The following is a 25,142-nucleotide window of genomic DNA, read 5'->3' as shown; positions in this document are numbered from 1 at the left end:
GCTTGGGTTGTACGGCCCCGAAGGGCCATCTTTCGACTCGCGAAAAAGCGAGCCTCGGATTTAGTCCGGCAAATGCCGGTTTAGTGCCGTCAGTCGGCCCGCACCAGCGTGGGCTGCCCCAGGTTGGCCAGGCGCACGCTGCTCTGCAGCTGCTCAGCCTCGCCCTGGTTGCTGATCGGCCCCAGGCGCACGCGATGCAGAATCTGCTGGTCGCGTACCACTGAGCTGATGAACACCGGCACACTGGTCGTCTGACTCAACTTGGACTTGAGCAGCTCCGCAGCGTCCGGATTGGCGAAGGCTCCCACCTGGAGATACAGGCCAGAGGCTGCGAGTGAATCGTTTTTTTTTGCGTCGATCTGCACCGGCACCACGGCCGCAGCGTGCTGCGCCGGTGGTGGCGAGTACTGCTCGACCACTTGCGGCATCGCCTGCGCGACGGGCTGGGCAACCGCGGCTTTGGCCGGCTGATTGTTGGCCAGCACCAGCGGCACCGGACGGCCCTGCTGTGCCCACCATTCATGCGGATCGATACCCTCGACCTTGACCCGCGCCGTGCCCTTCTCGGCATAGCCGAGCTTCTTCGCCGCAGCGAAGGACAGGTCGATGATGCGATCGGAATAGAACGGCCCGCGGTCGTTGACCCGCAGGATCACGACCTTGCCGTTCTCCAGGTTGGTCACCCGTACGTAACTGGGCAGCGGCAGGGTCTTGTGCGCGGCGGTCATGCCGTACAGGTCGTAGGTCTCACCATTGGCGGTGGCCTGACCATGGAACTTGGTGCCGTACCAGGAAGCCGGCCCTGTCGCCTGGTAGCGGCGGGCATCCTGGATCGGGTAGTACTGCTTGCCGAATACCACATATGGGCTGGCCTTGACCGGGCCATAGTGCGGCATGGGGATGGCATCCTGAATCTTCGAAACGTCGACGTCCCACCAAGGCGCGCCATCGCGGTGTGGCCGGTTGAAGTCATCCGGGCCGGAAATGCCTGCCGACTGCCCCGGCGTCACCACCGGCTGCGGGGCGCGATTGGAAGAACAGCTCGCCAGCAGCAGCGCTGCGGTCACGCAAGCTGCCAGCGGCAGCAGTTTGGACGAACTCATCGATTACCCCGTGCTTCGACCAGCAGCTCGGCGAGCTGGTTGACCGCCATGGCATACATCACGCTGCGATTGTAGCGGGTGATGGTGTAGAAGTTGGGCAGACCGAACCAGTATTCGTCGCCTTCTGCGCCTTCCAGACGAAACGCGGTCACCGGCACGTCCTCGGCGAGGGCATCCTTGCTGTTCCAGCCCAGAGCCCGCAGCTCGGCGACATTCTTCACCGGGTCGAGCCCCTGGGTCAGGCCTTCGTCGACGCGTGCACCGCTGACTTCGACGCGGCTGGCCACCTGGCCACCGGCTTGCCAGCCGTGACGCTTGAAGTAGCTGGCGACGCTGCCGATGGCATCGGTGGGGTTGCTCCAGATATTGATATGGCCATCGCCGTCGAAGTCCACGGCATAGGCGCGGAAGCTGCTCGGCATGAACTGCGGCAGGCCCATGGCACCGGCGTAGGAGCCCTTGAGCGTAATCGGGTCGACCTGTTCTTCACGGGTGAGCATGAGGAATTCACGCAGTTCCTTGCGGAAGAACGGCGCACGCGGCGGGTAATCGAAAGCCAGGGTCGACAGTGCGTCCATCACCCGCCAGCTACCGGTATTACCGCCGTAGAAGGTTTCCACGCCGATGATGGCGACGATGAACTGCGGCGGTACGCCGTATTCGGCCTCGGCCTTTTCCAGCGCGGCCTGATGCTTGTTCCAGAACTCCACGCCTTGAGCGATGCGCTTGTCGGTGATGAAGATCGGCCGGTATTCCTTCCAGGGCTTGACCTTCTCGGCCGGCCGCGAAATCGCGTCGAGGATGGCCTGCTTGCGCTCGACCTCGGCGAACAGCGCGTACAGTTGCTCACTGGCAAAGCCGTAGTCGCGGGTCATTTCCTCGACGAACTCGGTTACCTGTGGCGAGTCCTGGTAATCGGCTGCCAGCGCCTGGGCGCCGCCACCGAGCAGACCAGCAAGACCTACGCCCACAAATGCCCGAGCGGTCCAATTGCGCAATGCATGCATTAACTCAAAACCCCCAATCAAACCTGAGCGATCCACTTTCTGTGAGTGTGGATCGCCATCAATATCCCGAAGCCTGACAACAGCGTGACCAGATGGGTTCCGCCGTAGCTAATGAAAGGCAGTGGCACGCCCACGACAGGAAGCAGCCCACTGACCATGCCGATGTTGACGAATACATAGACGAAGAAGGTCATGGTCAACGCACCTGCCAGCAGCTTGCCGAACAGCGTCTGAGCCTGGACGGTAATCACCAAACCGCGTGCAAGCAACAGCAGGTACAACAACAGCAACAAACAGACACCAACCAGGCCGAACTCTTCAGCGAGCACGGCAATGATAAAGTCCGTATGACTTTCCGGCAAAAAATCCAGGTGCGACTGGGTACCCAGCAGCCAGCCCTTGCCCAGTACACCGCCGGAGCCGATGGCAGCCTTGGACTGGATGATGTTCCAGCCGGCCCCCAGCGGGTCGCTCTCTGGATTGAGGAAGGTCAGCACGCGGCGTTTCTGGTAGTCGTGCATCACGAAGTACCACATGCCCACCGCGATCGGCACCACTGCGGCGGCGGCGCCGACGATCCAGCGCCATTGCAGGCCGGCCATGAAGATGACGAAGGCGCCCGAGGCAAGAATCAGCAGCGAGGTTCCCAGATCCGGCTGCTTGACGATCAGCACGAAGGGCACGCCGATCATCGCCAGGCTGATGACGATGTGTTTGAAACGTGGCGGCAGATTATGCCGGGACAGGTACCAGGCGATGGTCATCGGCATGATGATTTTCATCAGCTCCGAGGGCTGGAAGCGGATCACCCCTGGGATGTTGATCCAGCGCGTAGCGCCCATCGCAGTGTGGCCCATGACCTCCACCACGGTCAGCAGCGCGACGCCGATGACATAAGCCAGCGGCACCCAGCGCGCCATGAAGCGCGGATCGAACTGGGCGATCACGACCACCGCGACCATGCCGATGCCGAAGGACGACGCCTGCTTGAGCAACAGATCGATGTTCTTGCCGCTGGCCGAATAAAGGATGAACAGGCTGCCGGCGCCAAGCACCAGTAGCAGCAGCAACAGCCAGCCGTCGATATGCAGGCGCTGTAGCAGAGTGGCACGGCGACGCAGTACGTCCTCGTCGGACAGAACCCGGTCGAAATTACTCTTCATCGCTGACTGACCTCGGTGGGCTTCGGCGCTGCGAACTCAGCCTTGAGCTGACCGTTTTCATCCAGCAGCCAGGCGTCCATCACCTGCTTGACCACCGGGGCAGCGACACCGGAACCGGATTCGCCGTTTTCCACCATGACCGCCACGGCGATCTGCGGCTTGTCTGCCGGGGCGAAGCCTATGAACAATGCATGGTCGCGATGGCGCTCCTGCACCTTGTTGCGGTCGTACTTCTCGCCCTGCTTGATCGCCACCACCTGCGCGGTACCGCTCTTGCCGGCGATGCGATAGACCGAACTGTCGCCCACCTTGCGCGCGGTACCACGAGGGCCGTGCAGCACTTCTTCCATACCGCGAATACCGTAATCCCAGAATTTCGGATCACGCAGCACGATATCCGGCATCGGATTGGGGTCGACGGGCAGGCGACCGGCAATGCTCTTGGCCAGGTGTGGGCGAATCCACTTGCCGCGCGTGGCCATCAGCGCCGTAGCCTGCGCCAGTTGCAGCGGCGTGGTCTGCATATAGCCCTGGCCGATACCGAGAATCAGGGTCTCACCCGGATACCAGGGCTGGCGGTAGCGAGCTCGCTTCCAGTCGCGCGAAGGCATCAGCCCGGCGGTTTCCTCGAACATGTCCAGCGAAACCCGCTGACCCAGGCCGAAGCGACTCATGTAGTCATGCATGCGGTCGACGCCCATTTTGTGCGCCAGATCGTAGAAATAGGTGTCGTTGGAGCGGGCGATGGCCAGGTTGAGGTCGACCCAACCGTCACCGGTGCGGTTCCAGTTGCGGTACTTGTGGCTGTGATTGGGCAATTGATAGAAGCCGGGGTCGAACACCCGCGAGGTGGGCGTGACCACGCCAGCATCGAGACCGGACACAGCGACCATCGGCTTGATCGTCGAGCCGGGCGGGTAAAGGCCGCGCAGCACGCGGTTGTAGAGCGGCTGGTCGATGGAATCACGCAGCTCGCCATAGGCCTTGAAGCTGATGCCGGTGACGAAGGGGTTGGGGTCGAAGCTGGGCTGGCTGACCATCGCCAACACTTCGCCGTTGTTCGGGTCGATCGCCACCACCGCACCCCGGCGGCCGCCCAGAGCATGCTCGGCGGCCTCCTGCAGCTTCACGTCGAGGCTGAGGACGATGTCCTTGCCCGGTTTCGGGTCGATGCGATTGAGCACACGCAACACGCGGCCACGCGCGTTGGTCTCGACTTCCTCGTAACCGACCTCGCCGTGCAGCTCATCTTCGTAGAAACGTTCGATACCGGTCTTGCCGATATGGTGCGTGCCGGCGTAATCGGTCGGATCGATGCGTTTGAGCTCCTGCTCGTTGATACGCCCGACATAACCGACGGAATGCGCGAAGTGTTCCTGCTGCGGGTAATGCCGCACCAGTTGCGCCGCCACCTCGACGCCCGGCAGGCGGAACTGGTTGACCGCCACACGGGCGATCTGCTCCTCGGACAACTCGAACAGGATAGGCACCGGCTCGAACGGACGGCGCCCCTGGCGCACGCGACGCTCGAACAGCGCCCGATCATCGTCGGTCAACTCCAGCACTTCGACCACGGTATCGAGCACCTGCAACCAGTCTCCGGCGCGCTCTCGCGTCACGGTCAGGCTGAAGCTCGGCCGGTTGTCGGCGATGATCACACCATTGCGGTCGAAAATCAGCCCGCGCGTCGGCGGGATCGGCTGCACGTGGATACGGTTGTTTTCCGCCAGGGTGCTGTGATGCTCATACTGAATCACCTGCAGGTAATACATGCGCATGATCAGCACGAGCGTCAGCAGCAGGATGAAAGCGCCCCCGACCAGCACACGGCGCCGAACCATGCGTGCGTCTTTTTCGTGATCCTTGAGGCGAATCGGCTGGGGCATCTTTAGGCAGAGCCTACTTCACTTGTGGTACGGGTGGCCGGACAGCACGGTCCAGGCCCGATAGATTTGCTCACCGAGCAGAATACGCACCAGCGGATGCGGCAAGGTCAGTGGCGACAGCGACCAGCGCTGTTCGCTACGCGCGCATACCTCCGGCGCCAGCCCTTCCGGGCCGCCGACCATGAGGTTGACGTTGCGTGCGTCCAGACGCCAGCGATCCAGCTCCGCGGCCAACTGCTCGGTGCTCCACGGCCTGCCATTGACCTCGAGGGTGACGATACGTTCGCCAGGCTGCACCTTGCTCAGCATGGCTTCACCCTCCTGACGGATCAGGCGCGCGACATCGGCGTTCTTGCCCCGGGTATTCAGCGGGATCTCCACCAGCTCCAGGGGCAGCTCGGCCGGCAGGCGCTTGACGTACTCCTGCCAGCCTTCCTCGACCCAACGCGGCATTCGCGATCCGACGGCGATCAGTTTGATCCGCACGGTTTGCGCTTACTCGGCCGAATGTTGCGCGCGGCTCTGCTCGGCACCCTGCCACAGGCGCTCGAGGTCGTAGAACTGACGCGCGGTCGGCAGCATGACGTGAACGACGACGTCGCCCAGGTCGAGCAGTGCCCACTCGCCGCTGTCCAGGCCTTCGCTGCCGATCGGGCGCACGCCCTGCTCCTTGACCTTCTCCACCACATTTTCCACCAGCGACTTGACCTGACGGCTCGAGCTACCACTGGCGATCACCATGAAATCGGTGATGCTGGTCTTTTCCTTGACGTCGATGACGGTGATGTCGGTGGCCTTGATTTCTTCCAGTGCCGCTACGGCGATCTTGACCAGCTCAGCGCTGGGCATGGTTTGCTTACTCATATTCGACTCATTTGCCTCATGTAATGGACGTCAACGCGACAGGCGCGACGCTTCAAGCATTGGGCGCACGGTACAGATCGTGCGCCTGGATATAGGCAAGCACCGCATCCGGCAGCAGATAGCGCGCCGAACGACCGGTTGCCAGCAATTGGCGGATCTGCGTGGCGGAAATCGCCAGCGGAGTCTGCCAGATGAAACTGATTTGCCCGCCTGCCCCGCTCAGACTCAACGGGTCGCTGACACTGCGCGCCGCCAGCAGATCGCGCAGCGCCTCCGGTGCCTCGCTGTCGGCATCGGGCCGTTGCAGCACCAGCAGGTGGCAGTGATCGAGCAGTTCCTCCCAGCGGTGCCAGCCAGGCAGGCCGCAGAAGGCATCCCAGCCGAGCAGCAGATACAGCTGATCGCCCTCCGCCAGCTCGGCGCGCACCGATTCCAGGGTGTCGACCGTGTACGACGGTTTGTCTCGGCGCAGCTCTCGGTCATCGACCGTCAGTTGCGCTTCATCGGCCACCGCCAGTTGCACCATGGCCAGACGCTGCTCGGCAGTCGCTTGCGGCGCCTCCCGGTGCGGCGGCCGCGCGCTGGGTATCAGGCGCAGCTCGTCGAGCAGCATGAACTCGGCCACCTCCAACGCTGCACGCAAGTGGCCGATATGCACCGGGTTGAAGGTACCGCCAAGCAGGCCAATACGTCGGGCGCCGTGACTCTGGGCGTCAGTACGCTTCATTTAGGTGCGAATGTGTCCATCGCCAAAGACCACGTATTTCTGGCTGGTCAGCCCATCCAGACCCACCGGCCCACGCGCATGCAGCTTGTCGGTGGAGATACCGATCTCCGCACCCAGGCCGTACTCGAAACCATCGGCGAAACGGGTGGAGGCATTGACCATCACCGAGGCGGAATCCACCTCGGTGAGGAAGCGCCGCGCGTCACTGAAGTTCTCGGTGATGATCGAATCGGTGTGCTGCGAGCCGTAGTGGTTGATGTGCTCGATGGCAGCATCCAGGGAGTCGACGATGCGAATCGCCAGGATCGGCGCGTTGTACTCGGCAAACCAGTCGTCCTCGCTGGCCTCCAGCACATCACTGCCAAGCAGCTCGCGCGTCGCAGCATCGCCACGCAGCTCCACACCCTTGTCACGGTAGATGGCGGCCAGCGGCGGCAGCACACGAGCCGCGATGGCGGAATGAACCAGCAAGGTTTCCATGGCATTGCAGGGCGAGTAGCGCTGGGTCTTGGCGTTGTCGCAGACGCGGATGGCCTTGTCGATGTCGGCGGCGATGTCGACATAGACATGGCAGACACCGTCCAGATGCTTGATCACCGGCACCTTGGCGTCGCGGCTGATACGCTCGATCAGGCCCTTGCCGCCACGCGGCACGATCACGTCGACGAAGGCCGGCATGCTGATCAGCTCGCCGACGGCAGCGCGATCAGTGGTTTCCACCACCTGCACGGCAGCGGCCGGCAGGTCGGCCTCGGCCAGGCCCTGCTGGATGCAGCGGGCAATCGCCTGGTTGGAATGAATGGCTTCCGAACCACCACGCAGGATGGTGGCGTTGCCGGACTTCAGGCACAGGCTGGCAGCATCGATGGTCACGTTCGGGCGCGACTCGTAGATGATGCCGATCACGCCCAGCGGCACGCGCATGCGACCGACCTGGATGCCGGAAGGCAGGTAGCGCATGTCCTGGATCTCGCCAATCGGGTCGGGCAGCGTAGCCACCTGGCGCAGACCTTCGATCATGCCGTCGATGACCTTCGGGGTCAGCGCCAGGCGGTCGACCATGGCCGGTTCCAGGCCACTGGCGCGCGCAGCGCTCAAATCCAGTTCATTGGCGGCAGTCAGCTCGGCGCGAGCGGCGTCGAGGGCATTGGCAGCGGCCTGCAGCGCGCGGTTCTTCTGCGCGGTGCTGGCACGGGCGAGCACCCGCGAAGCCTGGCGGGCAGCCTGGCCCAGGCGGGTCATGTAGTCGTGCACGGACTCGGTCATGGCGGCGGAGGTCTGGCAATTGGAAAAAGGGGCTGATTATAGCGGGCTCGCGAGGCCACGCCCAGCGGCGTCTGGCAAGCGGTAGACAGGGCGTCCATCGAGCACTGCCAGTAACGCCGACAGGCGCGCCGCAGAAGCCTTGCGTGGGTGACGGTGACACTCATGGCAAAAGGCCGCCCGAAGGTTGGGTAAACAAAAGCCGTCGCAATGTTTACCTTCAAACTCAGCTTGCTCAGGCAAGAACCCCCGGCGCTGTAAGCCGCTGCCCCGATAACAATAAAAACGCCGGAGTGCCCACGCCATGCATTACCGCACCGACTACAGCACCGCCCTGCTGGCCGCACCGCCCTCCGTCGTGGATATCGCCGGCTGGCGCCTGCATTACCAGGCCTATTCGACCCGCCAGCGCGACACTCGCCAGCCCGTACTGCTGTTGGGCGGCGCCTTTCAGAGCTTTCGCTCCTTCGCTGCCGAGGTCGACGAACTGCTCACCACGCACCCGGTCATCCTGCTCGACCTGCCCAGCCAGGGCGGCAACCTGCAACTGGCACCGGAGCTTGCCCTGGAACAGTTGGCTGATCTGATCGCAGGCTTCGCCGAACAATTGCAGCTACCGCCGCTGATGCCCATTGGCCTGTCTTACGGCTCGGCACTGGCCGCGCTGTTCGCCGCTCGGCATCCGCAACGCTGCGCTCGTCTTTTGCTCGCAGGCATCACCGCCTTCGGCCGCCCCGGCGCCCGCCTGATGCTGGAAGAGGGCCTGGCCCTGCTCGATGAAGGTCGCACGGCGGAATTCGCCCAGGGCGCCCTGACAGGGTTGCTCAATCCGTTACACCTGAACGACACCGGCATATCTCCGGTGTTTCGCAAGGCGTTGCTGCGGCAGATCCAGCGCCTGAGCCCAGCCGAGGTGGAGCGCTATCGGCAGAACAGCCGGCGCCTGCTGGCGTTCGGCGGCTTCATCGAGCATCCGCAGTGCCCGACACTGGTATTGGCCGGCGAGCACGATCATTTCACTCAACCCTGGGAGCACGCGCATTTCGCTGCGGCCTGCCGTCAGGGTGAATGCGCCCTGATTCACCAGGCAGACCATCTCGCCCAGTTCGAACGGCGCGAGGCCTGCGCAGCGCTCTATCGCCCCTTTCTCAATCAACGCCCACTGCCATTACGCAGTCCAGGCAGCACCCGCCTGCCGTTCGAGCAGTTGCTTTCCCTGGAGAAACGCACCGAACCACGCCTGGCGCCGCGGCAGCGCCAGGCATGGCTGCGGCACGCCGAAGGCCAACGATGGCCGGTAGAATTGCGCGAACTGGGCTTCTTTGGCGGGCTATTGCAGGCCGACCTGCCCGCCGTGTTGCCAAGGCGCGGCTGGCAACTGCAGATAGGCGATCTGCCGCCTCAACACCTGTTGCCGCTGCGCCATGAGCAGCAGGATCTGGCCTTCGTTTTCCCACATACCGATGCCGAAGCCAGCCTGGCGCTGGCCGAGCTGATCCACCCGGCACCGCTACCGGCAGCGGCCTGCGCATAACCTGGATACAGCCCAGACAATCTGCCCCGGATTGCATCCGGGCTACGGCTGGAGTCGCGTACGGGCTAGACCTGCGCTTGAATCACCCGCACCAGACCGGGTAGGCGCGTCGCCGGCAGGCCGAGGCTCACCGCATCGGCACTGGGGTCGAGCACCTGCACCTGATCGAATCCGCAGCGCTGGAAGCCCGCCACGATTTCCGCGTGATCGCGATAATGCAGCGGGTAGCTGCCACGGGTCAGCCGACCGATCAGCTCGACGCCCCAGCGCAACTGGCGATAACGCGGGTGCTCATGCAGATCGGGATAGAGTTCGGTCAGGTAGATACCCTGGGAGAATCCGCGCAATTCAGCAGCAAGGCGGCTCCAGAAGCCCTCGATCAACGCCAGCGGGAAGTAGTTGACCAATCCCTCGGTGATCACCACCACCGGCTGACTGTGATCAAGCTCGGCGAACAGTGCCGCCAGACGCTGATTACCACGCTCGGCAAGGATATCCACCGCACACACCTGATGACGGCCATCCAGCCAGCCCTCGCCATGCAGCAGCAGACGTTTGCGCGCAGCCATGGCCGGCAGGTCGGCCTCGAGGTACTGCAGATGTGGATAACGCGTACAGAAACGACGACCACGCGGCGACAGGCCACAGGCGATCTCCACCACCTGGCGAACACCGCCCTGCTCGATGGCCGCACGCAGTTGCGCGTCGATCTGCAAATGACGCTGCAGCAGAAGCGCCTCGATATCCAGGCCGAAACCCGCCCGCGCGCCCCAGGTAACAGGCCACAACAGCTTGTGCACGAAGCGCCCGAAGCCAGTGACGAATGCCGGGTCGGCCAAGCGATGGCGATACCAGACATAGCCGGTGTAGTGCGCCGAAGGGCTGATATGAGCACTACTGGTTCGGGCGCGTTCAGGCATTTTTAAGGCTCTTGTTTTATGCTCGCGACCCCAGATTAGAACGCTGCGAGATGCTTCGACAGATCATGCCCGCCGAACCCACCCTTAGTTTGCCCTGGCCAGGTGCCAGGCCATTGCCCGATGCCTTCTTCGACCGCGATGCACAGTTGGTGGCGCGCGAGCTGCTCGGCAAGGTGATCCGCCACCGCGTCGGAGCCCTCTGGCTCAGCGCCCGGATCATCGAGACCGAGGCCTATTACCTGGTCGACAAAGGCAGCCATGCCTCGCTCGGCTACACGGAGAAGCGCAAGGCACTGTTCGAAGGTGGCGGGCACATCTATATGTACTACGCCCGTGGTGGCGACTCGCTGAACTTCAGCGCCCATGGCCCTGGCAATGCGGTACTGATCAAATCAGGGCATCCCTGGATCGATGCCATCAGCGGCCCCGAGTCTCTCGCCGCCATGCAACGCAACAATCCCGACAGCCTTGGCCAGCCACGCCCAGCCGAACGGCTGTGCGCCGGACAGACCTTGCTGTGCAAGGCACTGGGCCTGAAAGTTCCGGACTGGGACGCACGCCGCTTCGACCCGACCCGGCTGTTCGTCGATGACGTCGGCGAACGCCCGGGGCACATCGTGCAATGCGCGCGCCTGGGGATTCCGCAGGGCCGCGACGAACACCTGCCCTATCGTTTCGTCGATGCGGCCTACGCACGCCACTGCACACGCAACCCTTTGCGTCGAGGCCAGGTCGAAGGACACGACTATCAACTGCATGCGCTGGAGCCTACCCAACCATGATGCAATGGTTCGACAGCATGACCACCTGGCTGCAGGGCAGCCCGCACTGGCTGGCCCTGGCCATCTTCCTCGTCGCCTGCCTGGAATGCCTGGCGGTAGCCGGCATCATCATCCCCGGCACCGTGGTGCTGTTCAGCCTCGCAGTACTGGCTGGCAGCGGCGCACTGGAACTGTGGCAAACGCTGCTGCTCGCCTACACCGGAGGTCTGCTCGGCGACGCGATTTCCTATGGCCTCGGTCGACGTTTTCACCAGGGCATTCGGCGCCTGCCCGTACTGCGCGATCACCCGCAATGGCTGAGCGGTGCGGAAAACTATTTCCAGCGCTATGGCGTGATCAGCCTGCTGGTGGGCCGCTATATCGGCCCGCTGCGCCCGATGCTGCCACTGGTGGCAGGCATGCTGGACATGCCGGCCGTGCGCTTCGCCCTGGTCAGCATGCTCGCCGCTGCCGGTTGGGCGGTCGCCTACATGCTCCCTGGTTGGGCTACGGGCGCCGCACTGCGTCTGCCCTTGCCGGAAGGTTTCTGGGGCGCCGCCGGTATCGTCAGCGCCACCCTCGCGGTGATGTTGCTGCTGATCATGCAGGCCAGCCTGCGCGAGCGCCGCTGGAGCGCCAGCCTCGCCGCCTTGCTCGGCGCCGCCGCCCTGGCCGCGATGCTGATCGGCTTCCCCCATCTGGACAGCCTCGACCAGGGCCTGATGACACTGGTACAGGACGAGCGCAGCGCCGCCTTCGACCCCATCGTGGTGTTCATCACCCGTTTCGGTGATTTCCATATCCAGTTTGCGGTCGGCGTCCTGCTGGTAGTGCTTCTGCTCGCTGCGCGCCGTTGGCAGGCAGGATTGTTCGTCGGCGGTTGCCTGCTGCTCGCCTCGACCGCCACCACCGTGCTGAAGAACCTGCTGGCCCGCTCCCGCCCGGACGTACTGCTACAACCGCTGGAAAGCTACAGCCTGCCCAGCGGGCACAGCTCGGCGGCGTTTGCCTTCTTTCTCGCACTGGGCATTCTGGCTGGTCGCGGCAGCGCTGCACGCACGCGACTGACCTGGCTGTTAGTGGCCTGCCTGCCGGCCTTGGCCATCGCCCTGTCGCGGGTATACCTGGGCGTGCATTGGCCCAGCGACATCATCGCTGGCGCGCTGGTGGCGGCCACCAGTTGCGCGCTCAGCCTGGCGCTGATCCAGCGCGCGGCGCCGATGCAACCGTTGCCGGCGAAGGTATGGTGGCTGGTGATACCGGCGTGCACCGCGCTGCTCGGAGCCATGGTCACCTGGCAGCTGTCCGCCACCTTGCTGCGTTACAGCTATTGAACAGAATCACGCCCACAGACAAGGCCTGGGCCTGGCACGGATAGCGTTGTAGGGTGCGCCGTGCGCACCTGTGACGATGGCGCCAACATTTCAGTGCCCGCGGCACTGGCGCCCTACGAAGCGTCGCCCTGCAGCTGTTCCACCATGGCCTGCAACTGAGTCAAGCGCTGCTCGGGATCGTCCAGTTGCAGCAGTTGCAGCTTCTGCCCCGGCTCCAGCGGCAACAGATAGGCGAGCTGGTTGGCCAGTTGCAACTGGCCGCTGGGCATACCGGCCATGCCCAACCCCTCTACCAGCGGATGCTGTGCCAGGGCGGTGAGCAATGCGGCCAGGTCGGCATGCTCGCCCAACAGCGGGCGTTCTTCCTGCTCGTCGAGCCACTGCACGTCGGCGATGGTCAACTGATCCGGCAAGACCTGGGCGCGCTCCACCTTGAAGCGGCGGCCGCCCTCGACACGAATGCCCAGCAAGCCATTGGGACGTTGCTGAAAATCACGCACCATGGCCTCGCAGCCGACAGCGGCAAAACGGCTGGCAGCCTCACCGACCTCGTCGCCTTCGACGATGCAGACCACACCAAAACCGCTGCCCTGCTTCATGCAACGGCTGATCATGTCCAGATAACGCGCCTCGAAAATCTGCAGATCGAGCATGCAGCCTGGAAACAACACGGTATTGAGCGGGAACAGCGGCAGATTCATCGGGCGTACGCCTTCAACGGGAGAACGTGCCGCAGTGTGCCAGCTGAGCTCGCGGCTTTACAGCAGCAGGACGAACACCAGCGGCAACAGCACCGCGGTAATCACCCCCATCAGACTCATGGCCAGAGCGGCGAAAGCGCCGCATTCGTCGCTTTCCTGCAAGGCACGCGCAGTGCCCACCGCGTGGGCGCTGATGCCAAGCGCCAGCCCAACTGCCGCTGGGTGATGGACACGGCACAGGCGCAGCACCGACGGGCCGACGATGGCGCCGATAACCCCGGTGATCATCACGAATACCGCGGCCAGCGCTGCGATACCGCCGATCTGGTCAGCCACCAGCATGGCGATGGGCGAGGTCACCGATTTCGGCGCCATGCTCTTGAGCATCAGTTGTTCGGCGCCGAACAGCCAGGCCAGACCGGCGCCCAACGCAGTGGCCAGCGTGCCGGCCACGATCAGGGTAATCAGGATCGGCCAGAACAGCTGGCGGATGCGTCGCAGGTTGAGAAACAGCGGCACCGCCAGGGCGACGGTGGCCGGACCGAGCAGCAGGGTCAATGCTTCGACGCTGCGTTTGTACTCGGTGAAGCCCAGGCCGCAGATCAGCAGGATGCCGATTACCGTGAGCATCGATACCAGCACCGGCTGAAGGAACACCCAGCGGGTTCGCTCATAGGCGGCCATGGCCAGTTGATAGGCACCCAGGGTGATGCCGATGCCGAACAGCGGGTGATGAGTCAGCGCCTGCCAGGCGTTGTGCCATTCGAGACTCATACCTCCTCCCGACGCTGCTGACGGTCGATCAGGCGCTGCATCAGCCAGCCCGCGAACGCCACCGAGATCAGCAGTGACAACACCAGGGCGCCGACCACGGCCCAGAAGTCCTCGGCGATATCACTGGCGTAAGCCATCACCCCCACAGCCGGTGGCACCAGGATCAGCGGCAGGTACTTGAGCAGGCTGCTGGAGGCCACGCTGAGCGGCTCACCCACCTCACCGCGCACCAGCAGGAACACGAACAACAGCAGCATGCCAATGATCGGCCCCGGCAGCATGGGCAGCAGCAACGCATTGAGAACGGTACCGAGCAACTGACACAGCACCAGCCAGGACAGGCCGCGAAGCAGCATGATTGAGGTCTCCAAAAGACGAGCGACGGCCGTCATCACCATTGATAAAGGGGATTCCGGGCATCCTTGAGGGCATGTCGGCCATTATAGGGCTGTTGGCCTCCTGATTGCCTTTTCTATGACGTGCCATTCGTGCGACGGGGCGGGCTTGACCCCATGCCGTGCCCATGATGATCTAGCCCACAACGGTTCCACGCACACAACAAAAACACCCGCGTCCTCAAGGAGGAACTATGCCGTCAGTACCCGTAGCAGAACTCAAGGACTATGTTGGCAAGGAACTCGGCAAGTCCGAGTGGCTGACCATTGACCAAGAGCGCATCAACCAGTTTGCCGAGTGCACTGGCGACCACCAGTTCATCCACGTCGATCCGGAAAAAGCCAAACTGACCCCCTTCGGCACCACCATCGCCCATGGCTTCCTGTCGCTGTCGCTGGTACCGATGCTGATGGAAAAGATCATGATCATGCCGCAAGGCCTGAAAATGGCGGTCAACTACGGCCTGGACAGCGTGCGCTTCATCCAGCCGGTCAAGGTCAACTCCAAGGTGCGCCTGGTGGTAACCCTGACTGACGCCAACGAGAAGAACCCCGGCCAGTGGCTGCTCAAGGCCCGCGCGGTACTGGAGATCGAAGGCCAGGAGAAACCGGCCTACATCGCCGAGCCGCTGACCCTCTGCTTCGTCTGATCCTCCCCACCGGTTGACGACGCGCCGCGCCAGCAGCGATAACGTCCTCATACCTGCAACTGTGCGGCGCATCTGCGCCGCCAGTCGCGCTTGCGGCATACTGCGTGCCGATGCTTAGACTTGGACGTCCTGATGATCTCGCCTACCCTGCGCCTCGCCCCTCTTTGCCTGAGCCTACTGCTCGTCGCCTGTGACGACGTGAGCAAGGTGCTGCCGCCGGACGCGATTCTGCCCGACGGTGGCCAGTACCGCGGCGAAGTGGTCGATGGCTTGCTGCAAGGCCCGGGTCGCCTGGATTACCGCAATGGCAGCTGGTTCGTCGGCCCGTTCAAGGACGGCATGCTCGAAGGCGCCGGCGAATGGCAAGGGCCGGGCGGCGAGCATTATCAGGGGGATTTCCACGAAGGCATGTTCCACGGCCAGGGCACCCTGACCTACAGCGATGGCAGCCGTTATCAGGGCGGCTTCGAGCGCAACCGTTTCAGTGGTGAAGGCCTGCTGGAACAGGGTGGCCAGCGCTATCAGGGCGAGTTTCTCAATGATCGTTTCCATGGCCTGGGCAGACTCGAAATGCCCGATGGCAGCAGCTTCCAGGGTCAGTTCGTAGCAGGCGCGCCCGAAGGCCAGGGCGTTCGTACCGATGCCTATGGCAACCAGTACAGCGGGCTGTTCAGCCAGGGTGCGCTCAATGGCCAGGGCAACTACACCGGTGCCGATGGCGATAACTACAGTGGCGATTTCCGCAATAACGAGTTTCACGGCAAGGGCCGCTACCAGAGCGCCGACGGCGATGTCTGGGCCGGCGAATTCGTCGATGGTGTGATGCAAGGCAGCGGTGCCTACAACGGCAGTGACGGCAGCCGCTATCTCGGCCAGTTCGAGGACTGGCGTTATCAGGGCGAAGGCCTGCTGACGCTGGCCGATGGCACTGTCTACCAGGGTCACTTCGCCGCCGGTGAATACAGCGGCGAAGGCACCCTGACACAGGCCGACGGCACGCGCCAGAGCGGCACCTGGCAACGCGGTCGCCTGATCCGCGACGAACAGGGGCAACCTGTTGCCGACACCCTGGAACTGGGCCTGCTGCGACAGGGGCACCTGCTCGACGAAACCATCGCGGCCATTCCGACCTCCACGCCGGCGCGCGAACTCTACGCCCTGACCCTGGCCGGCGATGGCAAGCAGAGCGTGTTCATGCGCGAAGCCGATTACGTCAGCCAGTTGATGCGCGAACGCTTCGGCGCCTATGCCAGCGTCACGCTGGTCAACCACCGCGACCATATGGCCGACCGCCCACTGGCTACCCGCGAGAATCTCACCCGCGTCGTCCAGGCACTGGCCGAGCGCACCGGCGAGGAAGACCTGGTATTCATCTACCTGACCAGCCATGGCTCGCGCCGGCATGAACTCAATCTCGACCAGCCACGCCTGCAACTGGCCGATCTGCCCGCCAGCGAACTGGCCGCGCTACTCGCCCCGCTGAAGGATCGCAACAAGGTGGTGGTGATCTCTGCCTGCTATTCCGGCGGTTTCATCCCGCCACTGAAAGACGAGAAAACCCTGGTGATGACTGCCGCGCGGGCTGACCGGGTATCCTTCGGCTGCAGCGAAGAAAACGATTTCACCTATTTCGGTCGAGCCCTGTTCGCCGAAGCGCTGGCCGAAACCGACAACCTTGAGCGCGCCTTCGAACTGGCCAAGGAACGCGTTGCCGAGCGCGAGCAGAGCGACGGTTTCGAACCCTCCGAACCGCAGATCTGGGCGCCCCGTGGGGTGCTCCAGCACTGGCGCAGCCTGCGCCAGAGTCAGGCCGAACGCGCACTCAGTGCCGCAGCCAGCCCCACCGCAAACGAATAGCGACTGCTAAGCTCAGTTGTAACGGACAAGAGACAATCGAATGCACCTGACCCCGCAGCACATCCTCATCGCCGGCGCCACCGGTCTTACCGGCGAACACCTGCTCGACCGCCTGCTCAGCGAGCCGACGGTGAGTCGCGTGCTGGCACCGACACGTCGTCCGCTGGCCGCTCACCCACATCTGGAAAACCCGGTAGGCGACCTGGCCACCCTGTTGCCGACCCTGTCGGGCGAGGTGGATACCGCCTTCTGCTGCCTCGGCACCACCATCAAGCAGGCCGGCTCACAGGAAGCCTTCCGCGCCGTCGATTACGACCTGGTGCTGGCCTTCGCCCGCCGCGCCCGTGAACTGGGCGCACGCCACCTGGTGGTAATCAGCGCGCTCGGCGCCAACCCGCAATCCTCGGTGTTCTACAACCGAGTCAAAGGTGAAACCGAAGAAGCGCTGAAAGCCATGGGCTGGCCGCAACTGACCATCGCCCGCCCTTCTCTGCTACTCGGCACCCGACATGACTTCCGCCTCGGCGAACGCCTCGCCGCACCGCTGCTGCGCTGGCTGCCAGGCAAGTACCGCGGCATCGACGCCTGCGCCCTGGCGCGTGCGCTCTGGCGTCTGGCACTGGAAGAGCAGAACGGCATCCGCGTGATCGACTCCTCCGACCTTCGCCGCCTGGGACGCTGACTTCATGACCACCCTGATCGAGGCGCTGCAAGGCGCCGACATGCTGGAAATCGATGGCCTGCATGCCTGGCAGTTCGAGCTGGATGACGACCTGCTGCAACAACCAGACGCCGACGCCACGCAGCCACTGCTATGGATCGAATGCATCGATGGCCGTACCACCCGCCGCTGGCAATTCAGCCTGAGCGCGGTACGCGCGGCCCGTCATGACGCCAGCAGCGACGCCTGGACGCTCGACGATGCCCATGGCACCCACCAGTTGAAATGCTTCGCCGCCTTCCGGGGCGACAACCTCGACGACGAGGATGACGACGAAGCTCCATGAACCTCTACGAGCGCCACGTGCTGCCGCACCTGATCGACTTCGCCTGCGGCATGGGCGCGGTGATGAAGGCACGTTCGCAGCTCGTGCCGCTGGCGAGCGGACGCGTGCTGGAGATCGGTATCGGCAGCGGCCTGAACCTGGGCTTCTACGACCCGCAGCGGGTCGAGGTGGTGGTCGGGGTCGACCCGTCCGCCGCCATGCAGCGCCTGGCCCGTGAGCGCGCCGCACGCTGCCAAATGCCGGTGGAGATGATCGCCCTGGAGCTGGGGCAGATTCAGGCGGCGGACGCCTGCTTCGATGATATTGTCTGCACCTTCACCCTGTGCACCATCCCCGACGCGGTCGCCGCCCTACGCGAGATGCGCCGCGTGCTCAAGCCCGGCGGGCGCCTGCTGTTCTGCGAACATGGCCTGGCGCCGGATCTGCCAGTGGTGCGCTGGCAAAAGCGCCTGACGCCGCTGTGGAAACCGCTGGCCGGCGGCTGCCACCTGGATCGCGACATACCCGCGCTGATCGCTGCCGGCGGCTTTCATATCCGCCAGTTGGAAACCGGCTACCTCAAGGGGCCACGGCCGATGACCCACGTTTATCGCGGGTGGGCTGACTGAGTTTCAAACCCGCAAGCCTCGGTGCGCACGGCGCACCCTAGCTCAAACCTCTGAACGGATCGCCAGCGGATCCACCAGCCCTGCAGCGATGGCCATGCCTACCAGCTCCGGCAGTGTCTCGGCCTGCATGCGCTTCATCACCCGCGAGCGATACAGGTCGACGGTCTTCACGCTGATATCGAGCTGCTCGGCCACTTCGCGATTGGTGTAGCCGCGCACCAGCGGCAGCAGCACGTCACGCTCGCGTGGGGTGAGCTGATCGAGCCGTGCCTGCACCTCGGCCAGCCGCGCATCGCGTCGTGGCCGGGCCGGACGGCGATCCAGCGCCTGCTGCACGCTGTCGAGCAGCAGTTGCTCGTTGTAGGGTTTCTCGATGAAGTCCACCGCGCCGGCCTTGAACGCGCGCACGACGATGGGCACGTCGGCATGACCGCTGACGAAGATCACCGGCAGATCGATGCCACGCGCGCGCATCTCTTCTTGCACGTTCAGCCCACCCATGCCGGGCATGCGCACATCGAGCAGCACGCAGGCATTGGCGGTCGGGTCGCAAGCCTCGAGAAAAGCCCGACCGCTGGTGAACGGCACGCCAGTCAGCCCTACCGACTCCAGCAGCCAAAGCGTCGAGTCGAGCATGCCTTGGTCGTCATCGACCACATAAACCCGTTGTTGCATCTGTGTGCAGCTCCTCTTGTTGTTATCAGATCGTAGGGCGGACTCAGGAGCGAAGCGAACAGTCCGCCAATTCGCGCCACGCCACCGTCCAAACGGCGTACTGCTACGCGAGTACGCCCTACATCCAGTACGCCCTGCCTCGGCTTAACCCTCTTTTTCCTCACCTCTGCCCAGAGGCAACCGGCATTCCAAGCACAGCCCGCCGCCCTCGGCCGGCAATGCCTCCAGCGCCCCACCAAAACCCTCGATGATGCTGCGGCTCATGGACAGCCCAAGCCCCAGGCCATCGGCCTTGCTGGTGTAGAACGGCGTGAACAGCTTGCCCATCTGCTCGTCGTTGACGCCCGGCCCCTGATCGATCACCCGGATCGCCAAGCCGCCGTCGGCTTCGCCGGCCTCCAGACGCACCTGCGAAGGCGCGCCGGGGTGGCGTTCGCGGTTGGCATCGATGGCATTGCGCAGCAGGTTGAGCAGCACCTGTTCGAGCAGGACGCGGTCGGCGAATACCGGCGGCAGATTGTCCGGCAACAGGTCGCTGACCGCCACCTGCGCCGTGCCGGCCTCCCAGTTGCACAGGCGCACAGCCTCGCGCGCCACCTCGGCCAGATCCAGTGCCTGCATGCGTCGCTGGCCCTTGCGCAGGAAGGCGCGCAGACGCTTGATCACGGCCGAGGCGTGGTTGGCGTGCTCGGTGATGCGCGCCAGGCCCTGGCCCACCTTGTCCACCCCGGCCGGATCGCCGCCGACGCCCTGCAAATAGCGCTGGCTGGCGCTGGCGTAGTTGACCACCGCCGCCAACGGCTGGTTGATTTCGTGGGCGATACCCGAGGCCAGTTCGCCCAGGGTAATCAGCCGCGTGGTGTGCGCCAGCTCGTCTTCCAGACGGCGCTTGTTCTCCTCGGCCTGGATGCGCGCAGTGATGTCGCGCGACACGCTGACCACCTCCACCACCGCGCCGGTGTAGGTCTCACGTATCGCGCGGCTGGCAGTCTCGAACCACAGGTAATGGCCATCGCGATGACGAATGCGATAGGTCATGGTGTGGTAACCGTCGTGCTCCAGTGCCTCGCGCGCCTGCTTGGCCTGCTGAGCCTGATCCTGCGGATGCAGCAGGCTGTCGACTGCCATGCCACGCAGCTCTTCCGGCCAGTAGCCGAGCAATGTCCAACTGGCAGGCGTGGCGTCGAGAAACACGCCGTCCGGTGTATGCCGGGAAATCAGGTCGGTGGTGTTCTCGGTGATCAGCCGATACAAGCGCCGCGCCCGCGCGGCCTCACGCTGCTCGCGAATTTCTCGGGTCGCTTCGCGGCAGCGCGCCAGCACACGCTGCTCTGCCACATCGGGAATGAAACTCCAGATCAGGATGCGCTCGCCATCCTGCGCTTCCACCGACTCCACGGCCCGCGACTGCTCCAGGCAGGCGCGCACCAGCGGCAGATGGTTGACCGGCAGCAGCTCTCCCACCTGCGCCAGCGAGCGCTCGCCGAGCAGAACCTGCAACGCCGCGTTGCTCTCCAGCAGACGCGCCTCGGCGTCGAGCAGCAGCGTCGGCTGCGGGTCGGCCGACAGCAGCGGCGCGCTGCGCGCCAGCCCCGAGGCCAGTTCGACCATCTGCCCCAGCAGTTCGCGCAACCAGGGCAGCCACTCCAACCCGGCCGCTTCATCGACCTGCAACAACAGCACGCCCGGTTGGCCTGGCTGCAGTTGCAGGGCCAGCGCCTGACCATGATGCAGCGCGGCGCGGCGCAGACGCCCGGCCAGCCAGCACGGCAGTTGGCGCAGGGCGTCGAAGGTCAGACTTGCCTGCTCACCGAGCGCCGCAAATAGCGCTTCGTCGCTGGCCTCCAGCGGGTCGCCCATGCCCGGTGGCAGACGCGGCCCATCATCCTCCTGAGCGTAGGTGCGGCTGGCTGGCTGCCAGGCCAGGTACCAGGCCTGGCGAACCTGTGGACAACCCAGCAAGGCCTGGCGAAGCGCCTCGGCCCGCGCCCCCAGTGGCGGCGCCTCGCGCTGGATGCGCAGCCAGGACTGAAGGGGAACGGCTGAGAGATGAGCGTCAGTTTTCATATAGTAATTATTCTATAAAACCTTGGTACAACTTCCATATAAATTTGAAATGAACTATAAATCATCACCAGCAAGCTTCGGTAATGCCCGCATCATTACCGGAATAATCAGAGCTAACAATCAGCCAAAGGTGTATCCGCCATGTCGATCTACGAGCAGGGCCTCGGCCGCGCCGCCGTCAACCATGTTGCCCTCAGCCCCCTGAGCTTCATCGAACGTACGGCGGCGGTATACCCGCACTATCCGGCGGTGGTGCATGGCTCGATTCGCCGTAACTGGGCCGAGACCTACGCGCGCTGCCGACGCCTGGCTTCGGCGCTGGCCGGCCGTGGCATCGGCCAGGGCGACACGGTGGCGGTGATGCTGCCGAATATTCCGGCGATGCTCGAAGTGCATTTCGGCGTGCCGATGATCGGCGCGGTGCTCAACACCCTCAACGTGCGCCTGGATGCCGAAGCCATCGCCTTCATGCTGCAGCATGGCGAAGCCAAGGTGGTGATCGCCGACCGCGAGTTCTTCGACGTGGTGCACGCCGCCATCGGCATGCTCGACCACCCGCCGCTGGTGATCGACGTAGACGACCCCGAGTACGGCGAGGGCCAGGCAGTCAGCGACCTGGACTACGAAGCCTTCCTCGCCGAGGGCGACCCGGAATTCGCCTGGCAGTGGCCAACCGACGAATGGCAGGCCATCAGCCTCAACTACACCTCCGGCACCACCGGCAACCCCAAGGGCGTGGTCTATCACCACCGTGGCGCCTTCCTCAACGCCATGGGCAACCAGATGACCTGGGCCATGGGCAACCACCCGGTCTACCTGTGGACGCTGCCGATGTTCCACTGCAACGGCTGGTGCTACCCCTGGACGATCACCGCCCTGGCGGGCGTGCACGTGTTCCTGCGCCGCGTCGACCCGGCGAAGATCCTCACCCTGATCCGCGACGAGCAGGTCACCCACCTGTGCGGCGCGCCCATCGTGCTCAACGCCCTGGTGAACATGCCGGCCGAGGCCAAGGCCGCCATCGATCATCCGGTCAAAGCCATGGTCGCCGGCGCCGCGCCACCGGCCAAGGTGATCGGCGCGGTGGAGGAAATGGGCATCGCCGTGACTCACGTCTACGGCCTAACCGAGGTCTACGGCCCGGTGACCCTGTGTGCCTGGCACGCCGAATGGGACGAACTGCCGCTGGAAGAGCGCGCCACCATCAAGGCGCGCCAGGGCGTGCGCTACCCGACCCTGGAAGGGGTGATGGTCGCCGACCCGAAAACCCTGGAGCCGGTGCCGCGTGATGGCCAGACCATTGGCGAGATCTTCATGCGCGGCAATACCGTGATGAAGGGCTACCTGAAGAACCCCAGCGCCACCGCCGAGGCCTTCGAGGGCGGCTGGTTCCACACCGGCGACCTGGGCGTGTGCCACGCCGACGGCTACGTGGAAATCCGCGACCGCCTCAAGGACATCATCATCTCCGGCGGCGAGAACATCTCCACCATCGAGGTCGAAGGCGTGCTCTATCGCCACCCGGCGGTGCTGGAAGCAGCCGTGGTCGCCCGCCCGGACGAAAAATGGGGCGAGACGCCCTGCGCTTTCATCACCCTGAAAACCGGCCAGCAGGTCAGCGATAGCGAGATCATGAGCTTCTGCCGCGAGCATCTGGCCGGTTTCAAGGTGCCCAAGACCGTGGTCTTCACCCAGTTGCCGAAGACCAGCACCGGCAAGATCCAGAAGTTCGTCCTGCGCGATATGGCCAGGACGCTGTAACCCCCATCCGGCGCCACCGGTGGCAGGCCCTGCGCCTACCGCCGTGGCCCCGTTCGCCTGGCCACAACAAAAACAAGGAGCCGTAGCATGAGCCAAACCGAAACGAGTCACGCGCAGCGGTACGCGCGCATCCGCAATCACCCCAAGTTCCAGGAGCTGGCGCGCAGCCGCGCCCGCCTGGCCTGGACACTGACCGCGCTGGTGCTGGGCGGCTACTACCTGTTCATGCTGGTGGTGGCGTTCTTCCCACAGTGGCTGCATACCCCACTGGAGAGCGGCAGCCAACTGACCATCGGTATCCCCGCCGCAGCGGCTGTGATCGTGCTGTCCTGGCTGCTGACCGGCTGGTACGTGCGCGTCGCCAACACCCGTTTCGATGCGCTCAGCGCCGACCTGCTGGAGGAGCTGCAATGAAGCGCCTCCCCCTGCTCGGCAGCGCGCTGCTCGCCCTGACCCCGCTGGCGGCCAACGCCGCACCGTTGGTGGCTGAGAAGCAACCAATCAACCTGCACGCCATCGCCATGTTCTTCGTGTTCGTCGTCGCCACCCTGATGATCACCTGGTGGGCGGCACGGCAGACCAAGTCCACTTCCGACTTCTACACCGCTGGTGGCGGTATCAGCGGCTTCCAGAATGGTCTGGCGATCGCCGGTGACTACATGTCCGCCGCGACCCTGCTGGGCCTTTCCAGCCTGGTGTTCGCCAAGGGCTACGACGGTTTCGTCTACACCGTGGCGTTCTTCGTCGGCTGGCCGGTGATCACCTTCCTGATGGCCGAACGCCTGCGCAACCTGGGCAAATACACCTTCGCCGACATCGTCTCCTACCGCCTCGACCAAACCCGCATCCGCACCTTCGCAGCATTCGGTTCGCTAACCGTGGTGTGCTGCTACCTGGTGGTACAGATGGTCGGTGCCGGCCAGTTGATCAAGCTGCTGTTCGGCCTCGACTACAGCACCGCAGTGATGGTGGTGGGCGCGCTGATGCTGGTCTACGTGATTTTCGGCGGCATGATCGCCACCACCTGGGTGCAGATCATCAAGGCCGTGCTGCTGCTCGCCGGCGGTACCACCCTGGCCGGCCTGGCCCTGGCCGAGTTCGGTTTCAGCCTGGAAACCCTGGCGGCCCGTGCCGTGGAAAGCCATGCCATTGGCTGGAACATCATGGGCCCGGGCAGCATGCTGGCCGATCCGATCAACGCGGCATCGCTGTCGCTTGGTCTGGTGTTCGGCATCGCCGGCCTGCCGCACATCCTGATGCGTTTCTTCACCGTGCCCAACGCCAAGGAAGCGCGCAAATCGGTGTTCTACGCCACCGGCTTCATCGGTTTCTTCTTCCTCGTGGTGATGGTGCTGGGTTACGCGGCCATCGTCATCGTCGGTCGTGATCCGCAGTTCTTCGTTGATGGCGACCTGTCCGGCGCACTGATCGGCGGCGGCAACATGGTCGCCATGCACCTGGCCAAGGCCGTGGGCGGCAACCTGTTCCTCGGTTTCCTCTCCGCCGTGGCCTTCGCCACCATCCTCGCGGTGGTCGCCGGGCTGGCCCTGGCTGGCGCCTCGGCCATTTCCCATGATCTGTACGCCACCGTACTGAAGAAGGGCCAGGCCAGCGAACGCGAGGAAATGCGCGTGACTCGCATCGCCACCATCGGCCTGGGCATCGTCGCCATTGGCCTGGGCATCCTGTTCGAGAAGCAGAATGTCGCCTTTCTGGTCGGTCTGACCTTCGGCATCGCCGCCTCGACCAACTTCCCGGTGCTGATCATGGCCATGTACTGGAAGGGCCTGACCACCCGCGGCGCCCTGCTGGGCGGCTTCGCCGGCCTGATCAGCGCGCTGACCCTGGTAATTCTGTCGCCGGCGGTCTGGGTCGCGGTGCTCGGCAATGCCCAGGCCGTCTACCCTTACGATCACCCGGCGCTGTTCTCCATGCCGTTGGCGTTCATCGTCATCGTGCTGGTGTCCAAGCTCGACAACAGTGCCCGCGCAGCCCGCGAGCGCGAGGCCTTCGACGACCAGTTCGTCCGTGCCCAGACCGGCCTGGGTGCGGCTACCGCGTCCAGCCACTGACCCGACGGGCCAT

General features: G+C 64.3%; 25 protein-coding genes. 11 read left to right on the top strand and 14 right to left on the bottom strand.

What is annotated here, in order from left to right; genetic code table 11:
* Positions 1-89: 89 nt before the first annotated feature.
* From HS968_RS04945 to HS968_RS04910, 8 genes are all read right to left on the bottom strand, one after another.
* On the bottom strand, positions 90-1,103 hold the full coding sequence (locus tag HS968_RS04945) for a septal ring lytic transglycosylase RlpA family protein (RefSeq protein WP_179623924.1): 1,014 nt from the start codon (positions 1,101-1,103) through the stop codon (positions 90-92).
* Positions 1,100-2,110, bottom strand: a complete 1,011-nt coding sequence (mltB, locus tag HS968_RS04940) for a lytic murein transglycosylase B (protein WP_182370418.1) — start codon at positions 2,108-2,110, stop codon at positions 1,100-1,102. The genes HS968_RS04945 and mltB overlap by 4 nt, the downstream gene beginning before the upstream one ends.
* A 17-nt stretch (positions 2,111-2,127) precedes the next feature.
* On the bottom strand, positions 2,128-3,231 hold the full coding sequence (gene rodA, locus HS968_RS04935; protein ID WP_170965253.1) for a rod shape-determining protein RodA: 1,104 nt from the start codon (positions 3,229-3,231) through the stop codon (positions 2,128-2,130).
* Between the two features lie 38 nt (positions 3,232-3,269).
* Complete coding sequence (mrdA, locus tag HS968_RS04930; RefSeq protein WP_106738893.1) at positions 3,270-5,159, bottom strand: penicillin-binding protein 2; 1,890 nt, start codon at positions 5,157-5,159, stop codon at positions 3,270-3,272.
* 18 nt (positions 5,160-5,177) lie between these two features.
* Entirely contained in the window at positions 5,178-5,645 is a 468-nt protein-coding gene (gene rlmH, locus HS968_RS04925) for a 23S rRNA (pseudouridine(1915)-N(3))-methyltransferase RlmH (protein WP_182370417.1), read from the bottom strand.
* A 9-nt stretch (positions 5,646-5,654) separates the two neighbouring features.
* Positions 5,655-6,008: a ribosome silencing factor gene (gene rsfS, locus HS968_RS04920; protein ID WP_106742965.1), complete on the bottom strand. Its 354-nt coding sequence runs from the start codon at positions 6,006-6,008 to the stop codon at positions 5,655-5,657.
* Positions 6,009-6,075: 67 nt separating this feature from the next.
* Positions 6,076-6,750 (bottom strand): nicotinate-nucleotide adenylyltransferase, encoded by a 675-nt coding sequence (nadD, locus tag HS968_RS04915; RefSeq protein ID WP_106738891.1) that lies wholly within the window; start codon positions 6,748-6,750, stop codon positions 6,076-6,078.
* Positions 6,751-8,016 carry a glutamate-5-semialdehyde dehydrogenase gene (locus HS968_RS04910; protein ID WP_106738890.1) on the bottom strand — a complete coding sequence of 422 codons (1,266 nt, stop codon included), beginning with the start codon at positions 8,014-8,016 and terminating at the stop codon, positions 6,751-6,753.
* A gap of 301 nt (positions 8,017-8,317) precedes the next feature.
* On the opposite strand from HS968_RS04910, the gene HS968_RS04905 reads away from it, so the two are divergent.
* Complete coding sequence (locus HS968_RS04905; protein WP_182370416.1) at positions 8,318-9,547, top strand: alpha/beta fold hydrolase; 1,230 nt, start codon at positions 8,318-8,320, stop codon at positions 9,545-9,547.
* Between the two features lie 65 nt (positions 9,548-9,612).
* On the opposite strand, the gene HS968_RS04900 is transcribed toward HS968_RS04905, so the two are convergent.
* Positions 9,613-10,467 (bottom strand): class I SAM-dependent methyltransferase, encoded by an 855-nt coding sequence (locus HS968_RS04900; protein WP_182370415.1) that lies wholly within the window; start codon positions 10,465-10,467, stop codon positions 9,613-9,615.
* Between the two features lie 65 nt (positions 10,468-10,532).
* On the opposite strand from HS968_RS04900, the gene HS968_RS04895 reads away from it, so the two are divergent.
* Together HS968_RS04895 and HS968_RS04890 are read left to right on the top strand one after the other, a co-directional pair.
* Complete coding sequence (locus HS968_RS04895; RefSeq protein WP_182370414.1) at positions 10,533-11,249, top strand: DNA-3-methyladenine glycosylase; 717 nt, start codon at positions 10,533-10,535, stop codon at positions 11,247-11,249.
* Complete coding sequence (locus HS968_RS04890) at positions 11,246-12,562, top strand: bifunctional DedA family/phosphatase PAP2 family protein (RefSeq protein ID WP_182370413.1); 1,317 nt, start codon at positions 11,246-11,248, stop codon at positions 12,560-12,562. The genes HS968_RS04895 and HS968_RS04890 overlap by 4 nt, the downstream gene beginning before the upstream one ends.
* Positions 12,563-12,675: 113 nt before the next feature.
* Here HS968_RS04890 and HS968_RS04885 read toward each other — a convergent pair whose 3' ends face one another.
* Genes HS968_RS04885 through HS968_RS04875 form a run of 3 tightly spaced genes read right to left on the bottom strand, consistent with a single transcriptional unit; the run spans position 12,676 to position 14,393 of the window.
* Entirely contained in the window at positions 12,676-13,263 is a 588-nt protein-coding gene (locus HS968_RS04885; RefSeq protein WP_182370412.1) for an LON peptidase substrate-binding domain-containing protein, read from the bottom strand.
* Positions 13,264-13,320: 57 nt separating this feature from the next.
* Positions 13,321-14,037 (bottom strand): LrgB family protein, encoded by a 717-nt coding sequence (locus HS968_RS04880; protein WP_119694830.1) that lies wholly within the window; start codon positions 14,035-14,037, stop codon positions 13,321-13,323.
* Positions 14,034-14,393 (bottom strand): CidA/LrgA family protein, encoded by a 360-nt coding sequence (locus HS968_RS04875; RefSeq protein ID WP_106738884.1) that lies wholly within the window; start codon positions 14,391-14,393, stop codon positions 14,034-14,036. Before HS968_RS04875 ends, HS968_RS04880 begins: the two co-directional genes overlap by 4 nt.
* A 233-nt stretch (positions 14,394-14,626) precedes the next feature.
* Between HS968_RS04875 and HS968_RS04870 the strand changes: the two genes are divergently transcribed.
* The 5 genes from HS968_RS04870 to HS968_RS04850 all read left to right on the top strand — a co-directional run bounded on the left by HS968_RS04870 (position 14,627) and on the right by HS968_RS04850 (position 18,554).
* A complete protein-coding gene (locus HS968_RS04870; RefSeq protein WP_119694831.1) occupies positions 14,627-15,082 on the top strand; it encodes a MaoC family dehydratase in 456 nt (151 codons plus the stop codon).
* A gap of 132 nt (positions 15,083-15,214) precedes the next feature.
* Positions 15,215-16,939, top strand: coding sequence for a C13 family peptidase (locus tag HS968_RS04865; protein WP_182370411.1), 1,725 nt, complete (start codon positions 15,215-15,217; stop codon positions 16,937-16,939).
* A gap of 40 nt (positions 16,940-16,979) precedes the next feature.
* Positions 16,980-17,621 carry an oxidoreductase gene (locus tag HS968_RS04860; RefSeq protein ID WP_182370410.1) on the top strand — a complete coding sequence of 214 codons (642 nt, stop codon included), beginning with the start codon at positions 16,980-16,982 and terminating at the stop codon, positions 17,619-17,621.
* A 4-nt stretch (positions 17,622-17,625) separates the two neighbouring features.
* A complete protein-coding gene (locus HS968_RS04855; RefSeq protein WP_182370409.1) occupies positions 17,626-17,946 on the top strand; it encodes a DUF5629 family protein in 321 nt (106 codons plus the stop codon).
* On the top strand, positions 17,943-18,554 hold the full coding sequence (locus tag HS968_RS04850; protein ID WP_182370408.1) for a class I SAM-dependent methyltransferase: 612 nt from the start codon (positions 17,943-17,945) through the stop codon (positions 18,552-18,554). The genes HS968_RS04855 and HS968_RS04850 overlap by 4 nt, the downstream gene beginning before the upstream one ends.
* Positions 18,555-18,596: 42 nt before the next feature.
* On the opposite strand, the gene HS968_RS04845 is transcribed toward HS968_RS04850, so the two are convergent.
* Both HS968_RS04845 and HS968_RS04840 read right to left on the bottom strand, forming a co-directional pair.
* Positions 18,597-19,229, bottom strand: coding sequence for a response regulator transcription factor (locus HS968_RS04845; RefSeq protein ID WP_182370407.1), 633 nt, complete (start codon positions 19,227-19,229; stop codon positions 18,597-18,599).
* Between the two features lie 144 nt (positions 19,230-19,373).
* The gene (locus tag HS968_RS04840; protein WP_202884201.1) at positions 19,374-21,296 is read right to left on the bottom strand and encodes a sensor histidine kinase; all 1,923 of its coding nucleotides are present in this window, start codon (positions 21,294-21,296) and stop codon (positions 19,374-19,376) included.
* A 141-nt stretch (positions 21,297-21,437) separates the two neighbouring features.
* On the opposite strand from HS968_RS04840, the gene HS968_RS04835 reads away from it, so the two are divergent.
* The 3 genes from HS968_RS04835 to HS968_RS04825 all read left to right on the top strand — a co-directional run bounded on the left by HS968_RS04835 (position 21,438) and on the right by HS968_RS04825 (position 25,129).
* Positions 21,438-23,057, top strand: a complete 1,620-nt coding sequence (locus HS968_RS04835; protein ID WP_182370406.1) for an acyl-CoA synthetase — start codon at positions 21,438-21,440, stop codon at positions 23,055-23,057.
* An 87-nt stretch (positions 23,058-23,144) separates the two neighbouring features.
* The gene (locus HS968_RS04830; RefSeq protein WP_179623909.1) at positions 23,145-23,471 is read left to right on the top strand and encodes a DUF485 domain-containing protein; all 327 of its coding nucleotides are present in this window, start codon (positions 23,145-23,147) and stop codon (positions 23,469-23,471) included.
* The gene (locus HS968_RS04825; protein WP_182370405.1) at positions 23,468-25,129 is read left to right on the top strand and encodes a cation acetate symporter; all 1,662 of its coding nucleotides are present in this window, start codon (positions 23,468-23,470) and stop codon (positions 25,127-25,129) included. Before HS968_RS04830 ends, HS968_RS04825 begins: the two co-directional genes overlap by 4 nt.
* The last annotated feature ends 13 nt before the right edge of the window (positions 25,130-25,142 follow it).

Origin of the sequence: Pseudomonas berkeleyensis (assembly GCF_014109765.1) — a bacterium.
GTDB classification, from domain to species: domain Bacteria; phylum Pseudomonadota; class Gammaproteobacteria; order Pseudomonadales; family Pseudomonadaceae; genus Aquipseudomonas; species Aquipseudomonas berkeleyensis.
Note: the sequence above shows the minus strand (reverse complement) of the source record. Positions and strands in the feature narration are given on the sequence as shown.

Coding starts and splice junctions, on each gene's coding strand:
- HS968_RS04875 (WP_106738884.1), bottom strand. CDS start 14,393: ATGCTGCTTCGCGGCCTGTCCTGGCTGGTGCTGTGTCAGTTGCTCGGT.
- HS968_RS04845 (WP_182370407.1), bottom strand. CDS start 19,229: ATGCAACAACGGGTTTATGTGGTCGATGACGACCAAGGCATGCTCGAC.
- nadD (WP_106738891.1), bottom strand. CDS start 6,750: ATGAAGCGTACTGACGCCCAGAGTCACGGCGCCCGACGTATTGGCCTG.
- HS968_RS04855 (WP_182370409.1), top strand. CDS start 17,626: ATGACCACCCTGATCGAGGCGCTGCAAGGCGCCGACATGCTGGAAATC.
- HS968_RS04825 (WP_182370405.1), top strand. CDS start 23,468: ATGAAGCGCCTCCCCCTGCTCGGCAGCGCGCTGCTCGCCCTGACCCCG.
- HS968_RS04905 (WP_182370416.1), top strand. CDS start 8,318: ATGCATTACCGCACCGACTACAGCACCGCCCTGCTGGCCGCACCGCCC.
- HS968_RS04880 (WP_119694830.1), bottom strand. CDS start 14,037: ATGAGTCTCGAATGGCACAACGCCTGGCAGGCGCTGACTCATCACCCG.
- mrdA (WP_106738893.1), bottom strand. CDS start 5,159: ATGCCCCAGCCGATTCGCCTCAAGGATCACGAAAAAGACGCACGCATG.
- HS968_RS04870 (WP_119694831.1), top strand. CDS start 14,627: ATGCCGTCAGTACCCGTAGCAGAACTCAAGGACTATGTTGGCAAGGAA.
- HS968_RS04830 (WP_179623909.1), top strand. CDS start 23,145: ATGAGCCAAACCGAAACGAGTCACGCGCAGCGGTACGCGCGCATCCGC.
- HS968_RS04895 (WP_182370414.1), top strand. CDS start 10,533: ATGCCCGCCGAACCCACCCTTAGTTTGCCCTGGCCAGGTGCCAGGCCA.
- HS968_RS04890 (WP_182370413.1), top strand. CDS start 11,246: ATGATGCAATGGTTCGACAGCATGACCACCTGGCTGCAGGGCAGCCCG.
- HS968_RS04945 (WP_179623924.1), bottom strand. CDS start 1,103: ATGAGTTCGTCCAAACTGCTGCCGCTGGCAGCTTGCGTGACCGCAGCG.
- HS968_RS04900 (WP_182370415.1), bottom strand. CDS start 10,467: ATGCCTGAACGCGCCCGAACCAGTAGTGCTCATATCAGCCCTTCGGCG.
- mltB (WP_182370418.1), bottom strand. CDS start 2,110: ATGCATGCATTGCGCAATTGGACCGCTCGGGCATTTGTGGGCGTAGGT.
- HS968_RS04885 (WP_182370412.1), bottom strand. CDS start 13,263: ATGAATCTGCCGCTGTTCCCGCTCAATACCGTGTTGTTTCCAGGCTGC.
- HS968_RS04850 (WP_182370408.1), top strand. CDS start 17,943: ATGAACCTCTACGAGCGCCACGTGCTGCCGCACCTGATCGACTTCGCC.
- rsfS (WP_106742965.1), bottom strand. CDS start 6,008: ATGCCCAGCGCTGAGCTGGTCAAGATCGCCGTAGCGGCACTGGAAGAA.
- HS968_RS04910 (WP_106738890.1), bottom strand. CDS start 8,016: ATGACCGAGTCCGTGCACGACTACATGACCCGCCTGGGCCAGGCTGCC.
- HS968_RS04865 (WP_182370411.1), top strand. CDS start 15,215: ATGATCTCGCCTACCCTGCGCCTCGCCCCTCTTTGCCTGAGCCTACTG.
- HS968_RS04835 (WP_182370406.1), top strand. CDS start 21,438: ATGTCGATCTACGAGCAGGGCCTCGGCCGCGCCGCCGTCAACCATGTT.
- HS968_RS04860 (WP_182370410.1), top strand. CDS start 16,980: ATGCACCTGACCCCGCAGCACATCCTCATCGCCGGCGCCACCGGTCTT.
- HS968_RS04840 (WP_202884201.1), bottom strand. CDS start 21,296: ATGAAAACTGACGCTCATCTCTCAGCCGTTCCCCTTCAGTCCTGGCTG.